Below are 13,271 nucleotides of genomic sequence, written 5' to 3'. Positions count from 1 at the left end.
TTAGCGCCTACAGTGCATCATGGCAATTGACCCTTGGCGGATTGACGCCAGCGTGAATTGCGCCGGTCCGGCGCGCGCTATATGTTCGGCGAAAACAAGACCGGCACCCATTTTTCGAGTTTGAGGCGGTAACAATGACCACCAAGTTTTCCGGCGGCGTCAGCCGTCGCGCGTTTGTCGGCGGAGCGGCGGCTACACTGTTGTCGGCGCCGGCCATCGCGCAGCAGAGCAATTCGACCGAGTTCAGCGCGCCAGTGACCGACGCGACCCGGCGCAATGTGTCGAGCTTCCGCACCCTCGAATGGCAGCCCTATTTCGAGACGCTGACCAACGGCGCCATCCTGTGCGACATCTCTTCGCGTGCGTTGCATTTCTGGAACGACGACGGCTCGATCTACAAGCTCTATCCCACCTCCGTCCCGCAGACCGACGATCTCACCCGGCGCGGCCGGACCGAGGTGATCCGAAAGGTCGAAGGACCAAGCTGGGCGCCGACGCCCGAGATGAAACAGCGGAACCCAGAATGGCCGGATTTCATCGGACCGGGCCCGGACAATCCTCTCGGGACACACGCATTGTACCTGAGCTGGCAATATTACCGCATCCACGGAACGCAGGACACGCGGAAGATCGGCCGCCGTTCGTCGAACGGCTGCATCGGGCTGTATAACGAGCATATTGCGGAACTCTTCAGCCTCACCGGGTCGGGCACGCAGGTGTTGCTTATTTGACAGATTCCGGTGCGGGGGGAACTCTTCACGCTGCAGTGGCATTTGCGTGATGTGACTGATGGCTTATTACCGCAGTCGAGGTACAGTCTATGGGTGCCTGCTGCCGCCTCACTGAACTCTAGGCACCAGGCCAAACTGGAGTAATGAAATGAAGAAAATCGCTCTCGCCGCTGCTCTTTCCGTTGCCTCGACCTCCGCGTTCGCCGGTGGCATGGCGCCCGTCGCGCCCGTCATGGAGCCCGCCGTGGTTGTCGAAGAGTCGTCGTCCTCGTCGGCCGGCATCGTGATCCCGCTTCTGCTGCTGGCTGTCGTGGCCGCCGTGGCCGTTTCGGACTAATTTCACGGCAGATTCCTTAAGAAAGGCGGCCGGTTTCCCGGCCGCCTTTTTCTATGTCCGCAGGTTGGATCGGCTCAGGTCCAGCCGGCCAGATTCTCCGTGATTGTCGCCTCGAGCGCACTGATATGTGCCTCGTCGTCGTTCAGGCACGGAATGTAGGTGAAGCGCTCCCCACCTGCATGCTCGAAGCTTTCGCGGATTTCCTCGTTGATCTCTTCGAGCGTCTCGATGCAGTCCGCCGAGAAGGCGGGCGCGCAGACCGCGATGTTCTTGATCCCACGCTCGGCAAGGCGCGCGACCTCTTCCACGGTATAGGGCTGCAGCCATTCCTCGGGGCCGAAGCGGCTCTGGAAGGTGGTGGTGATCTGCGTGTCGTCCCAGCCCAGCCGCTCTTTCAGCAGGCGCGTCGTCTTCTGGCACTGGCAATGGTAGGGGTCGCCCTCCATCAGGTAGCGCTTCGGCACCCCGTGATACGAGCAGACCAGCATGTCGGGCTTCGTCTCGAGCGCGCCGTAGGCCCGCTCGATCGATTGGGCGAGGGCGTCGATATAGTCTGGCCGGTCGAAGTAGGGCGGAACGGTGCGCGACGCCGGCTGCCACTTTGCCTTCATCAGCGCCCGGAAGAACTGGTCGTTGGCGGTCGCCGTCGTGGCGCCCGCGTATTGCGGGTAGAGGGGGAAGAACAGGATCTTCTGGCAGCCGTCGCGGATCATCTCCTCGACCTTCGTAAAGGTCGACGGGTTGCCGTAACGCATGCAGAACTCGATTCGGACGTCGCCGCCGAAGCGGTCCTGCATCCGCTCGCGCAGTTTCGCTGTCTGCGCCTTGGTGATCGTCATGAGGGGGCTTTCGCCCGCCTCGTTGTTCCAGATCGACTTGTAGGCCGCGCCGGACGAGAAGGGGCGTTTCGTCAGGATCACGCCCTGCAGCAGGGGCTGCCAAACGAAGGGCGAGTAGTCGATCACCCGCTTGTCCGAGAGGAACTCGTTCAGGTAGCGGCGCATCGACCAGTAGTCGTAACCGTCCGGGGTGCCGAGATTGGCGAGCAGCACGCCGATCTTCGCACGCGGGATCTTCGGGTGATCACTGTCCGCATGGGCGGGACGTTCCGCGTCTCTTGCGGTGGGTTCGGCGTTCTTCGTGTCGAGCATCGTGGTCGGTCCTCACATCCGCGCGTTCGATCGGGATATAGAATTGCTCTAAACTGTCAATCTCGGTCCCGCTGCGAATCGTCGCGGTTCCCTGTTCCCAAGGCGTCCGCCAGCCTGGTCGTGGCAGAACCGGGGCGGAGCGGTTTCGGTTGGCTCCCGTCCGGCGCCCAGCCCGACAGGTGAACCAGCTCGAACGTCGCGTGGATGCGGGCGGGATCGTCCGCGTCGGGGAAGCGGTCGTGGTAAAGGCGTGCAGCCTCGGCGAACAGCGTGCGGGGCGGGATGCGGCGATCGCGGGCGGCGAGCGCGTTCGCTTCGCCCATCTGCCGCAGTTCGCGCAGCAAACCGAGCATGTCGGCGTAGCTGACGGTCAGCTTCTCGGTATCCGCGACGGGCAGGTTGAGGCCGGCGCGTTGCAGCAGGCTGCCGGCGTCGCGAATCTCGAGCATCGGGGCCACGCGGGGCGACAGGCCGCCCATGAGGCGTGTTTCCGCCTCGGCCAGGACGGCGCGCAGTTCGGCAAGGGTCTGGCCGCCGAAGGCCACCGACAGGCACAGCCCGTCCGGCCGAAGTGCGTGGCGCGCCTGCACGAGCTGCCCCACGGGATCGTTGGCCCAATGCAGCGCCATGGCGTGCAGCACCAGGTCGAAGGCCTCGCGAGGCAGATCGAGCGTCTCGTCATCTGCCACGACCGTTGCCGCGGGAAATCGCGCGGCCCAGAATTCAGGCTGCCCGGTGACGATCGCGATGTCCCGAAAGCTCCGCTTAACCATTTGCAGGCGATCATCGATCTGGTCGGCGGCAATCTCGTGCAGGAACAGGGCATCCGGCGTGGTGCGGGCACGGTTGCGGGCGAGGGTGGCCCGGTCGGTCAGTCTCGGCGGAGCATTGGTCATGGAGCGGAGGTAGGAGGGCGATGGGTCTGTGGCAATCGGTGGTGGACGCAATCTACCCGCCCGGCTGCGCCTTTTGCGATGCCGAGACCGAGACGGCGGGCGGGCTTTGCGGCGCCTGCTGGAGCAAGACGCGCTTCCTGAAGGGCTGCGTCTGCGACCAGTGTGGCGCTCCGCTACCGGGCGAGGATGCGTCCCTCGATCTGCGCTGCGACGATTGCCTCGTGGTCGGCCGGCCGTGGTCCCGGGGCCGGTCGGCGCTCGCTTACGAGGGGCCGGCGCGAACCATGCTGCTGCGTCTGAAGCATGGCGACCGCCTGGATCTGGTCGCGCCGGCAGCGCGTTGGATGGCCGAGGCGGGGCGGGCGATCTGGCCCGACGCGCCCTTGCTCGTGCCCGTGCCCAATCACTGGACCCGCCGCGTCAAGCGTCGCTACAACCAGGCGGCGCTTCTGGCCCGTGCGATTGCCCGGCAGACCGGGGCCGAGGTCGCGCCCCGTGCGCTGGTCCGAACGTCCCAGACCGCGCTTCTTGACGGAAAGAGCCCGGCGGCCCGCTTCGAGGCGCTGGATGGCGTGATCGCCGCGCATCCCACTCACGGAGGCGTCGTCGCCGGCCGCAACGTCATCGTGATCGACGATGTGATGACGTCGGGCGCCACTCTTGCGGCCGCGACGGAGGCCCTGATCGGCGCGAGCGCACAGGAGGTTCGGGTTCTCGCACTGGCACGGGTCCTGAAGGAGACCTAGATCTCGTGGCAACACAGAAAGAGGACATCCCATGGCAACCGTCGAGATCTACACCACGCCGCTTTGCGGCTACTGCCACGCCGCGAAACGCTTGCTGAAGTCGAAGGATGTGAGCTTCTCGGAAACCGACGTATCCCGCGACCCCGACCTGCGGGCGAAGATGACCCAGCGGGCGAATGGCAGCCGGACCGTGCCGCAGATCTTCATCGACGACACCCATGTCGGCGGCTACGACGACCTCGCCAAGCTCGAACGGGACGGAAAGCTCGATCGGTTGCTTGCGTGAGGATCGGTCTCGTCCAGATGACGTCGTCGGATGATCCGGCGGCGAACCTGGTGACCGCCCGGGACGCGGTGCGCGAGGCAGCCGGGCAGGGCGCGGAATTCGTCCTGACGCCCGAGGTCGCGAACTGCGTGTCGGCCAGTCGCACCCGGCAGCGCGAGGTTCTGCGCCGCGAGGGCGATGATCCGACCCTCGCCGCACTGCGCGACGAGGCGTCGCGGGCGGGCGTCTGGCTGCTGATCGGCTCGCTTGCGCTGGCGACCGAGGAAGAGCGGTTTGCCAACCGGTCTTTCCTGATCGCGCCGGATGGCGAGATCGCGGCACGCTACGACAAGATCCACATGTTCGACGTGGACGTCTCGGAGACCGAGACCTACCGCGAGTCTTCCGGCTTCCGCCCTGGCGAGAGAGCCGTGATGGCGACGACGCCCTTCGGCTGTGTCGGCCTGACGGTCTGCTATGATGTGCGGTTCGCCTATCTCTACAGGGCGCTGGCTAAGGCAGGGGCGGATATCCTTACGGTGCCGGCTGCCTTCTCGCCGGTCACGGGTGCTGCGCATTGGGAGCCGCTTTTGCGCGCCCGTGCCATTGAGACGGGCTGCTTCGTCCTCGCCCCGGCGCAGACGGGCCGGCACCAAGCCGGTCAAGGCCGCGCGCGCGAGACTTACGGGCACGGGATGGTCGTCGCACCATGGGGAGAGGTGCTGCTGGACCAGGGGACCGAGCCGGGCATCGCGGTCCTCGACATCGACCTTTCGCAGGTCGAGGCGGCGCGAAAGCGCGTGCCCAGCCTGTCCCACGACCGGGACTTCAGCTTTTGACGGCGGCGCCCACGTAGTTCACCGACAGATCCGTCGCGCTGAGCGACCACTTCCAGGACAGCGAGTCGAACACCATTCCGGTGCGGTCCACGCAGGCCAGTCCCGCGCCTTCCATCATCTGCTTCATCTCGTCGGGCTTGACGAAGCGGTCCCAGTCATGCGTGCCGCGGGGCAGCCAGCGCAGCACCCATTCCGCCCCGACGATGGCGAGCGCAAAGCTTTTCGTCGTGCGGTTCAGGGTGGAGCAGATCATCAGGCCGTCGGACTTCAGAAGCGATCCGCAGGTGGTCACGAAGCCGGGCGGGTTGGCGACATGCTCGATCACCTCCATCGCGAGGACGACGTCGTAGGTCGACCCGTCAGAGGCGAGTGCCTCGGCCGTGGCGGCGCGGTAGTCGATCGTCAGTCCCTGTTCCTCGGCATGGGTCTGGGCGACGGGAATGTTGCGCTCGGACGCGTCGATCCCGGTGACGGTGGCGCCGAGGCGGGTCATCGGCTCGGCCAGCAATCCGCCGCCGCAGCCGATGTCGAGGAGGGAAAGACCTTCAAACGGACGTTTCGCCCGCAGGTCACGTCCGAACTGGGCGGCGATCTGGCGGGTGATGTAGTCCAGGCGGATCGGGTTCATCTGGTGGAGCGGCCGGAACTTTCCGTTCGGATCCCACCACTCGGCCGCCATTGCGGAAAACTTGTCGACTTCGGAGGGGTCTATGGAGGACATGCCACGCCTTTGATTTTCCGGGTCGCGCCCCTCGCAGGGGCCGTCGCCGCGTCTATATAGAGCGCCCATGGATCATGCAGCAGGGCAAAAAAGCGCGGCGTCATACTTGTACCCGCGATTGGATCCCTTCGACCAGCGGATGCTGGCCGTTGGAGACGGACACTCGGTCTATGTCGAGCAATGCGGCAATCCCGAGGGTGTTCCCGTCGTGGTGCTGCATGGCGGCCCTGGGGGCGGGTGTTCGCCGTCCATGCGCCGCTATTTCGATCCCGAGCACTACCGGATCATCCTGTTCGACCAGCGGGGCTGCGGGCGGTCGCGGCCCCACGCATCGGTCGTCGACAACACCACCTGGCACCTCGTGGCCGATATCGAGCTGATCCGGAGCACCCTCGGCATCGAGAAATGGGTCGTCTTCGGCGGATCGTGGGGCGCAACGCTTGCCCTGATCTATGCCGAGGCCCATCCCGACCGGGTCCGCCACCTGATGCTGCGCGGCGTGTTCCTGATGACCCAGGCCGAGCTCGACTGGTTCTACGCCGGCGGAGCGGGGCGGTTCTGGCCGGACCTGTGGTCGAAATTCGTCGATCTGGTCCCCCACGACGAGCGCGACGATCTGGTGGCCGCCTACCACAAGCGGTTGTTCTCGGGCGAGCTGATGACCGAGATCCGCTATGCACGCGTCTGGGCGGGATGGGAGAACACGCTCGCGTCGATCGACAACGAGGGTCCCGCAGGCGAAAGTCCGGCGGAATATGCCCGCGCCTTCGCAAGGCTCGAGAACCACTATTTCACCAACCGCGGGTTCCTCGACTACGACGGCCAGATCCTGGGCGAGATCGACCGGCTGGCCAATGTACCCGGAACCATCGTGCAGGGGCGCTACGACATGATCTGCCCGCCCGGTTCGGCCTATGCGCTGCACGAGGCGTGGCCGCTGTCCAAGATGATCTTCGTGCCACGCGCGGGTCATGCGCTGAGCGAGCCCGGCATCAGCGCGGCGCTGGTGCGCGAGATGGATCGCCTGAAGACACGGTAGGTCTTGCACTCCGGAGCGATTGCGTCTATCTGCCCCTTCAACAGCGGCGCGCCGGGGTCCAAACCCGGCCCCACCGGACTTGTACGAACGGGCCGCGGGCCCGTTTTTTTGTGCCCGATCCGCCCGAAACGCGCCTGAACCTTGTAGGAGCCTCGTAGGACTCATGTCGGACCTCATCGCAAAGGCCAGCATCGACCGCCGCCTCGCCGAGGTGGTGACGCCCGTGATCGAGGATCTCGGGTTCGAGCTGGTTCGCGTCCGTTACCAGGGGGGCAGGACGCCCACCGTGCAGATCATGGCCGACCGTCCCGAGGGCGGGATCGAGGTGGACGACTGCGCCACGATCTCGACCGCCGTTTCCGCACATCTGGATGTCGAGGACCCCATCGAAGAGGGATACCACCTCGAGGTGTCCTCGCCGGGGATCGACCGGCCGCTGACGCGGCTCAAGGATTTCGACATGTGGGACGGCTACGTCGCCAAGATCGAGACGAACGAGACCATCGACGGCCGCCGCCGCTTCAAGGGCACCCTGCAGGGGACCGAGGGCAACGAGGTGCTGATCGAGATAGAGGAACATGGGCAGCCGGTCACCATCGGGCTGCAATTCGACTGGCTGTCGGACGCCAAGCTGGTGCTGACGGACGACCTGATCCGCGATGTCCTGAGGTCCCGCAAGGACAAGGGCGAGGTGGACGAGAGCCAGTTCGACGAAGTGGAAACCATCATCGACAGCGAAGACGATGCGCGTCTTCCTGAACAGAAGGACTAAGGCATCATGGCCATTACCTCTGCCAACCAGCTCGAGCTTCTGCAGACGGCCGAAGCGGTCGCGCGCGAGAAGCAGATCGACCCCGGCCTTGTCGTCGAGGCGATGGAAGAGAGCCTCTCTCGCGCCGCGAAGTCCCGCTATGGCAGCGAAATGGACATCCGCGTGTCGATCGACCGCAAGACCGGCCGCGCGAAATTCACCCGCGTGCGCACGGTGGTCGCCGAGGAAGAGCTGGAAAACTACCAGGCCGAGATGACGGTCGAGACCGCCAAGCAGTACATGGAGAACCCGCAGATCGGCGACACTTTCGTCGAAGAGGTTCCCCCGGTCGAGATGGGACGCATCGCCGCCCAGTCCGCCAAGCAGGTGATCCTGCAGAAGGTCCGCGAGGCCGAGCGCGACAAGCAGTACGAAGAATTCAAGGACCGCGTCGGCACGATCATCAACGTCGCCGTCAAGCGCGAGGAATACGGCAACATCGTCGTGGACCTGAACCCCGGCGAGGGCGTGTTGCGCCGCAACGAGAAGATCGGGCGCGAGCTTTACCGCCCCGGCGACCGCATCCGCGTCTACATCAAGGACGTGCGCCGCGAGCCGCGCGGCCCGCAGATCTTCCTGTCGCGCACCGCGAACGAGTTCATGGCCGAGCTGTTCAAGATGGAAGTCCCCGAGATCTACGAGGGCATCATCGAGATCAAGGCCGTCGCTCGTGACCCGGGTTCGCGCGCCAAGATCGGCGTGATCTCGTACGATTCCAGCATCGACCCCGTCGGCGCCTGTGTCGGTATGCGCGGTTCGCGCGTGCAGGCCGTCGTGAACGAACTGCAGGGCGAGAAGATCGACATCATCCCGTGGAACGAGGACATGCCGACCTTCCTGGTGAACGCGCTGCAGCCCGCCGAAGTCTCGAAGGTGGTGTTCGACGAGGATGCCGAGCGGATCGAGGTCGTGGTGCCCGAAGAGCAGCTGTCGCTGGCCATCGGTCGTCGTGGTCAGAACGTGCGGCTCGCGAGCCAGCTGACCGGCCTGAACATCGACATCATGACCGAGGAAGAGGAAAGCGCGCGGCGCCAGAAGGAGTTCGAGGAGCGCACGCAACTGTTCGTCGACACGCTGGACCTGGACGAGTTCTTCGCGCAGCTTCTGGTGGCCGAGGGATTCACCAACCTCGAAGAGGTCGCCTATGTGGAGCTCGACGAGCTGACCGTGATCGACGGCGTGGACGAAGACACCGCCGAAGAGTTGCAGGCCCGAGCGCGCGACTTCCTCGAAGCCAAGAACAAGGCGGCGCTGGATCACGCCCGCGAGCTGGGTGTCGAGGACAGCCTGGTTGAATTCGAGGGCCTGACGCCCCAAATGGTCGAAGCACTGGCGGAAGATGGCGTGAAGACGCTGGAAGATTTCGCCACCTGCGCCGACTGGGAGCTGGCGGGCGGCTGGACGACGGTCGATGGCGAGCGCGTCAAGGACGATGGCCTTCTGGAGAAGTTCGACGTCTCGCTCGAAGAGGCGCAGACGATGGTCATGACGGCCCGTATCCTGCTCGGCTGGGTCGATCCCACCGAACTGGAGGGTGAGACCGCCGAGGATGAAGGTGACGAGAACGAAGAGGAGGCGACCGCCTAAGTGACCCGCGGCACGCCGAAACCCGCGCCGGATGAACCCGAGCGCAAATGCCTCGTCACCGGCGAGGTGAGTCCCAGGCGGGGGCTCATCCGCTTCGTGGTGGGGCCCGAGGATAAAGTCTATCCCGATGTTGCGGCCAAGTTGCCGGGGCGCGGGATGTATGTTTCGGCCGAGCGCGAGGCGCTCGAGACGGCCGTGAAGAAGCGGCTGTTCTCGCGCGGGGCCAAGCGGCAGGTGAAGGTGCCCGAGGACCTGGTCGACCAGGTCGAGGCGCAGCTCGCGCGACGCGCGGTCGACCGGCTGGCGCTGGGACGCAAGGCGGGCCAGGCGGTGGCCGGGTTCGAGAAGGTCAAGGACTGGCTCGACAAGGACAAGTGCAGGATACTCCTGCAGGCGTGCGACGGGTCGGAGAGAGGTAAGTCGAAGCTGCACAGGCCGGGTGGCCGCGGCAGCTTCTTCGACATCCTGACGGCGGATGAATTGGGTTTGTCCTTCGGTCGGGAACGTGTGATACATGCGGCGCTTGCCGCAGGCAGACTCGCTGAGGATTTCAGGGATGATGCCGTGCGGCTATCGGGCGTCCGCAAGCGGGAAGTTGGCGGAGAAGACGCCGGAAAGGTGAATAGACCTGATGAGTGAGAACGACGGCAAGAAGACACTCGGCGTGCGCGGCCCTGGCCGGCCCGGACAGGTGAAGCAGAGCTTCAGCCACGGCCGGACGAAGAACGTCGTGGTCGAGACCAAGCGCAAGCGCGTGGTCACGCCGAAACCCTCCACGGCGAAATCCGAAGGTGGCAGCGCGAAGCCCATCGGCGGCGACCCCAAGAAGCGTCCCGCCGGGATCACGGATGCCGAGCTCGAGCGCCGGATGAAGGCGCTTGCCGCCGCCCGTGCGCGCGAGGCCGACGACGCCAAGGAGCGCGAGGAAGAAGAGGCGCGACGCACCGAAGAGCGTGAGCGCCGCCGCCGCGAGATCGAGGAACGCGAGCAGGAAGAGCGCGAGCGCGAGGAAGCCATCAAGGCCAAGGCCGAAGATGACGCCCGTCGCCTGCGCGAGGAAGAAGAGGCCAAGAAGAAGGCCGCGGAACCCAAGGCCGCTCCCGCCGCCGCCGATCCGTCCGAGGCGCAGGCCCGCGAGCAGCGCGGCCAGAAGACGGCTGTGCCGGCCCGCCCCGATCGCGATGCGCGCGAGAAGGAACGCCAGGCGAAGCCCGTCAAGGGTGCCGAGGACAAGCGCCGCGGCGGCAAGCTGACGGTGAACCAGGCCCTGACCGGTGGCGAAGGCGGCCGGCAGCGCTCCATGGCGTCCATGAAGCGGCAGCAGGAACGTGCCCGCCGCAAGGCCATGGGTCAGAACCAGGATCGCGAGAAGGTTACCCGGACGGTTCAGCTGCCCGAGGCGATCGTCGTTTCGGAACTGGCCAACCGGATGTCCGAGCGCGTCGCAGACGTCGTCAAGGCGCTTATGCAGAACGGCATGATGGTCACGCAGACGCAGACGATCGACCAGGACACTGCCGAGCTCGTGATCGAGGAATTCGGCCACAAGGTGCAGCGCGTCAGCGCGTCCGACGTCGAGCAGGTGATCGAGCAGACCGCGGATCGGGCGGACGATCTTCAACCGCGCGCGCCGATCATCACGATCATGGGCCATGTCGACCACGGCAAGACCTCGATCCTGGACGCGATCCGCAAGGCGCGCGTCGTGCATGGCGAGGCCGGTGGCATCACCCAGCATATCGGCGCCTACCAGGTGCAGTCCGAAAGCGGCACGCCGCTGACGTTCCTCGACACGCCGGGTCACGCGGCCTTCACGTCGATGCGGGCCCGTGGTGCGCAGGTGACGGATATCGTGGTGCTGGTGGTTGCCGCGGACGATGCGGTGATGCCGCAGACGATCGAGGCGATCCACCATGCCAGGGCCGCGAAGGTCCCGATGATCGTCGCGATCAACAAGGTCGATCGGCCCGAGGCGAACCCCGACAAGGTCCGCACCGACCTGCTGCAGCACGAAGTGATCGTCGAGAAGCTGTCGGGCGACGTTCAGGATGTCGAAGTCTCGGCCAAGACCGGCACGGGCCTCGACGAACTGCTGGAGGCAATCGCGCTTCAGGCAGAATTCCTCGAGCTGAAGGCCAATCCCGATCGTCCTGCCGAGGGCGCGGTGATCGAAGCGCAGCTTGACGTGGGCCGCGGCCCCGTGGCCACCGTGCTCGTGCAGCGCGGCACCCTGCGGACGGGCGACATCTTCGTCGTCGGCGAGCAGTGGGGCAAGGTCCGCGCCATGGAGAACGATCAGGGCGACCGCGTTACCGAAGCCGGTCCGTCGGTTCCGGTCGAGGTTCTGGGCCTCAACGGCACACCGCAAGCGGGCGACGTTCTGAACGTGGTCGAGACCGAGGGGCAGGCCCGCGAGATCGCCGAGTACCGGCAGAACGCGGCCAAGGATAAGCGCGCCGCGGCCGGTGCCGCGACCACGCTCGAACAGATGATGGCGAAGGCCAAGGCCGACGAGAACGTGGCCGAACTGCCGATTCTCGTGAAGGCCGACGTTCAGGGCTCGGCCGAGGCGATCGTCCAGGCGATGGAGAAGATCGGTAACGAGGAGGTCCGGGTGCGGGTCCTGCATTACGGTGTGGGCGCGATCACCGAGACCGATGTCGGCTTGGCGGAAGCGTCCGGCGCCCCGATCATGGGCTTCAACGTGCGGGCCAACGCCTCGGCGCGGCAGACGGCGAACCAGAAGGGTGTCGAGATTCGCTATTACAGCGTGATCTACGATCTCGTGGACGACGTGAAGGCGGCGGCCTCGGGCCTGCTCTCGGCCGAGGTGCGCGAGCACTTCATCGGCTACGCCGAAATCCGCGAGGTCTTCCGGGTCACCAAGGTCGGCAATGTCGCCGGCTGCCTGGTGACCGAGGGTCAGGCGCGTCGTGCGGCGGGCGTGCGTCTGTTGCGGGACAACGTGGTCATCCACGAAGGCACGCTGAAGACGCTCAAGCGCTTCAAGGACGAGGTGTCCGAGGTCATCTCGGGTCAGGAATGCGGTATGGCGTTCGAGAACTACGATGATATCCGCCCCGGCGACGTCATCGAAATCTTCACCCGCGAAGAGGTCGAGCGCTCGCTCTGATCCTCGTGCTCTGAAAGATGGAAGGCCCGGCTGTTTAATGCAGCCGGGCCTTTTTCGTTCTCCGTCGGCTTCTCTTGAAGGGTTTCCGAAGCCGGACGGTGCCTCCGGCCGGGCGAACTTGGGCGAAACTGTGGAATACGCGGGCGGTTTTACTTGTTAGCCCGGTGTTCATGGCTGCTGTTGCAGGTTAGCCGTGGGGAACGAAGGGGGTACAACCATGGCCGCGGTAGGGCAGTCACGGATTATCATCAAGAGGAAGAAGAGCGGCCGGAGCGAGGTTCATCACGGCGGCGCGTGGAAGGTGGCCTATGCCGACTTCGTGACGGCCATGATGGCCTTCTTCCTCATGATGTGGCTTTTGAGCGCGACGACCGAGGGCCAGAAGCAGGGCCTCGCTGACTATTTCAGCCCGCAGTTCGCGATCTCTCCTGAATCAGGTGGGTCGGATTCCATGCTGTCGGGCCAGAGCATCGCCGTCGATGGTGCTGTCGGGCAGGCCCGTGCCGAGGCCGAAGAAGACACGTTGCGCAGCGTCGAGTCCAAGTTCGACGCCAACTCGGGCGAGAGCGCGGTCGAGGATGAACTCCTTCAGCATATCAAGACGCGCATCACCGACGAGGGTCTGATCGTCGACCTGTTCGACCTTCCGGGCGCGCCGCTGTTCCAGCCGGAAACAGCCACGCCGACGCTGTTGCTGGGCGACCTGATCGCTGTGGTGGACGATGTGTTCCGCGGGGTTCGCAATGGAATCGCCGTGAAGGGCCACGTGAGATCGACCGCAGTGGTCGTTCGCGACAAGGATGCATGGCCTCTTTCGGCCGGACGAGCCGAGGCGGTGCGAGACCGACTCGCGCGTGGCTGGACGAGCGAGAGCCGGCTTCGCAGAACCGAGGCCCATGGCGACATGGCGCCTGCGCTTCCCGACAGAATGGACGTTCGCAACAACCGGATCGAGCTGATCCTCTTGAGAAACGTCGCACGTTAGGACGGCGTTAAGTTGGCGCACGTAAGACGG

General features: G+C 65.3%; 14 protein-coding genes. 11 read left to right on the top strand and 3 right to left on the bottom strand.

Annotated features, from left to right (window positions below; all coding sequences use genetic code 11):
* Nucleotides 1-134: 134 nt before the first annotated feature.
* Both PAM7066_RS11235 and PAM7066_RS11230 read left to right on the top strand, forming a co-directional pair.
* Nucleotides 135-731 carry a L,D-transpeptidase gene (locus PAM7066_RS11235; protein WP_085854266.1) on the top strand — a complete coding sequence of 199 codons (597 nt, stop codon included), beginning with the start codon at nucleotides 135-137 and terminating at the stop codon, nucleotides 729-731.
* A 148-nt stretch (nucleotides 732-879) separates the two neighbouring features.
* Nucleotides 880-1,068 carry a hypothetical protein gene (locus PAM7066_RS11230; protein ID WP_085854265.1) on the top strand — a complete coding sequence of 63 codons (189 nt, stop codon included), beginning with the start codon at nucleotides 880-882 and terminating at the stop codon, nucleotides 1,066-1,068.
* A 74-nt stretch (nucleotides 1,069-1,142) separates the two neighbouring features.
* On the opposite strand, the gene hemH is transcribed toward PAM7066_RS11230, so the two are convergent.
* The gene (gene hemH, locus PAM7066_RS11225) at nucleotides 1,143-2,219 is read right to left on the bottom strand and encodes a ferrochelatase (RefSeq protein ID WP_085854264.1); all 1,077 of its coding nucleotides are present in this window, start codon (nucleotides 2,217-2,219) and stop codon (nucleotides 1,143-1,145) included.
* Nucleotides 2,220-2,275: 56 nt separating this feature from the next.
* Complete coding sequence (locus tag PAM7066_RS11220) at nucleotides 2,276-3,115, bottom strand: methyltransferase domain-containing protein (protein ID WP_085854263.1); 840 nt, start codon at nucleotides 3,113-3,115, stop codon at nucleotides 2,276-2,278.
* 20 nt (nucleotides 3,116-3,135) lie between these two features.
* On the opposite strand from PAM7066_RS11220, the gene PAM7066_RS11215 reads away from it, so the two are divergent.
* The 3 genes from PAM7066_RS11215 to PAM7066_RS11205 are packed head-to-tail and all read left to right on the top strand — an operon-like array spanning nucleotide 3,136 to nucleotide 4,965.
* Nucleotides 3,136-3,861, top strand: coding sequence for a double zinc ribbon domain-containing protein (locus tag PAM7066_RS11215; RefSeq protein WP_085854262.1), 726 nt, complete (start codon nucleotides 3,136-3,138; stop codon nucleotides 3,859-3,861).
* Nucleotides 3,862-3,892: 31 nt separating this feature from the next.
* A complete protein-coding gene (gene grxC / locus PAM7066_RS11210) occupies nucleotides 3,893-4,147 on the top strand; it encodes a glutaredoxin 3 (RefSeq protein WP_085854261.1) in 255 nt (84 codons plus the stop codon).
* Nucleotides 4,144-4,965 (top strand): carbon-nitrogen hydrolase family protein, encoded by an 822-nt coding sequence (locus PAM7066_RS11205; RefSeq protein WP_085854260.1) that lies wholly within the window; start codon nucleotides 4,144-4,146, stop codon nucleotides 4,963-4,965. Before grxC ends, PAM7066_RS11205 begins: the two co-directional genes overlap by 4 nt.
* On the opposite strand, the gene ubiG is transcribed toward PAM7066_RS11205, so the two are convergent.
* On the bottom strand, nucleotides 4,955-5,686 hold the full coding sequence (gene ubiG, locus PAM7066_RS11200; RefSeq protein WP_085854259.1) for a bifunctional 2-polyprenyl-6-hydroxyphenol methylase/3-demethylubiquinol 3-O-methyltransferase UbiG: 732 nt from the start codon (nucleotides 5,684-5,686) through the stop codon (nucleotides 4,955-4,957). The two genes, PAM7066_RS11205 and ubiG, sit on opposite strands and share 11 nt — an antisense overlap.
* 67 nt (nucleotides 5,687-5,753) lie before the next feature.
* Here ubiG and pip point away from each other — a divergent pair, with 67 nt between their 5' ends.
* From pip to PAM7066_RS11170, 6 genes are all read left to right on the top strand, one after another.
* Entirely contained in the window at nucleotides 5,754-6,725 is a 972-nt protein-coding gene (gene pip, locus PAM7066_RS11195; protein WP_085854258.1) for a prolyl aminopeptidase, read from the top strand.
* Between the two features lie 163 nt (nucleotides 6,726-6,888).
* Nucleotides 6,889-7,497, top strand: a complete 609-nt coding sequence (gene rimP / locus PAM7066_RS11190) for a ribosome maturation factor RimP (RefSeq protein ID WP_085854257.1) — start codon at nucleotides 6,889-6,891, stop codon at nucleotides 7,495-7,497.
* A 6-nt stretch (nucleotides 7,498-7,503) separates the two neighbouring features.
* Nucleotides 7,504-9,123 carry a transcription termination factor NusA gene (gene nusA, locus PAM7066_RS11185; RefSeq protein WP_085854256.1) on the top strand — a complete coding sequence of 540 codons (1,620 nt, stop codon included), beginning with the start codon at nucleotides 7,504-7,506 and terminating at the stop codon, nucleotides 9,121-9,123.
* Entirely contained in the window at nucleotides 9,124-9,762 is a 639-nt protein-coding gene (locus tag PAM7066_RS11180) for an RNA-binding protein (RefSeq protein ID WP_085854255.1), read from the top strand. It begins immediately after the preceding gene.
* Nucleotides 9,755-12,256, top strand: a complete 2,502-nt coding sequence (gene infB, locus PAM7066_RS11175) for a translation initiation factor IF-2 (protein WP_085854254.1) — start codon at nucleotides 9,755-9,757, stop codon at nucleotides 12,254-12,256. The genes PAM7066_RS11180 and infB overlap by 8 nt, the downstream gene beginning before the upstream one ends.
* Nucleotides 12,257-12,473: 217 nt before the next feature.
* The gene (locus PAM7066_RS11170; RefSeq protein WP_085854253.1) at nucleotides 12,474-13,241 is read left to right on the top strand and encodes a flagellar motor protein MotB; all 768 of its coding nucleotides are present in this window, start codon (nucleotides 12,474-12,476) and stop codon (nucleotides 13,239-13,241) included.
* The last annotated feature ends 30 nt before the right edge of the window (nucleotides 13,242-13,271 follow it).

The sequence above is a fragment of the Palleronia marisminoris genome (assembly GCF_900172315.1).
In the GTDB taxonomy this organism is placed as follows: domain Bacteria; phylum Pseudomonadota; class Alphaproteobacteria; order Rhodobacterales; family Rhodobacteraceae; genus Palleronia; species Palleronia marisminoris.
The sequence above is the reverse complement of the archived record's forward strand: the minus strand, read 5'-3'. Positions and strand labels throughout refer to the sequence as shown.